The following is a 507-nucleotide window of genomic DNA, read 5'->3' on the forward strand; positions in this document are numbered from 1 at the left end:
GTATCGGGCTTTCCGTACTTTGCAACGATATCCATGAAAATGTAATTCTCGCTTCCGGCGCTACCAATTCAGGCGACGAAGTGTATCTTGAAGCGGCTGACGGCTCTTTTTTAATTCATCTTTTGTTTTTACCTGATAAACTTTTGTATAGCCGCAGGAAAGCGCGATAGCCGGAATGTCAATAAATGGGGCGATAGTCGGCTGTCCTCCGACGGAATCATGGGCGCCGTTATTAAGAACGATGTGGCAATAGTTACGCGGTTTAAGAGTACCGATTGCCGCAAAAGAGCCCATGTGCATAAGGGCGGCCCCGTCCCCGTCTAGGCAGGTAACTTGAAGATGCTGTTTTTGAAGGGCGATGGAAAGCGCGATTGAAGACGCGTGCCCCATTGAGCCTACGGTAAGAAAATCGCGCGCGTGGCCTGTACCTGCCTTGTCGCGTAACTCGTACAATTCGCGCGAAATCATTCCCGTAGTGGAGACGATAATCCCTTCCCTGTTTTTTGC

Annotated in this window: 1 protein-coding gene; it reads right to left on the bottom strand. The window is 49.9% G+C overall.

Annotated elements, in window-relative coordinates; translation table 11 throughout:
• Nucleotides 1–60: 60 nt before the first annotated feature.
• A partial coding sequence (locus tag ACYVTD_RS16240; protein ID WP_461248712.1) for a thiamine pyrophosphate-dependent enzyme occupies nt 61–507 on the bottom strand: 447 nt, incomplete at its 5' end.

It is taken from the genome of Treponema sp. R6D11 (genome assembly GCF_054786075.1).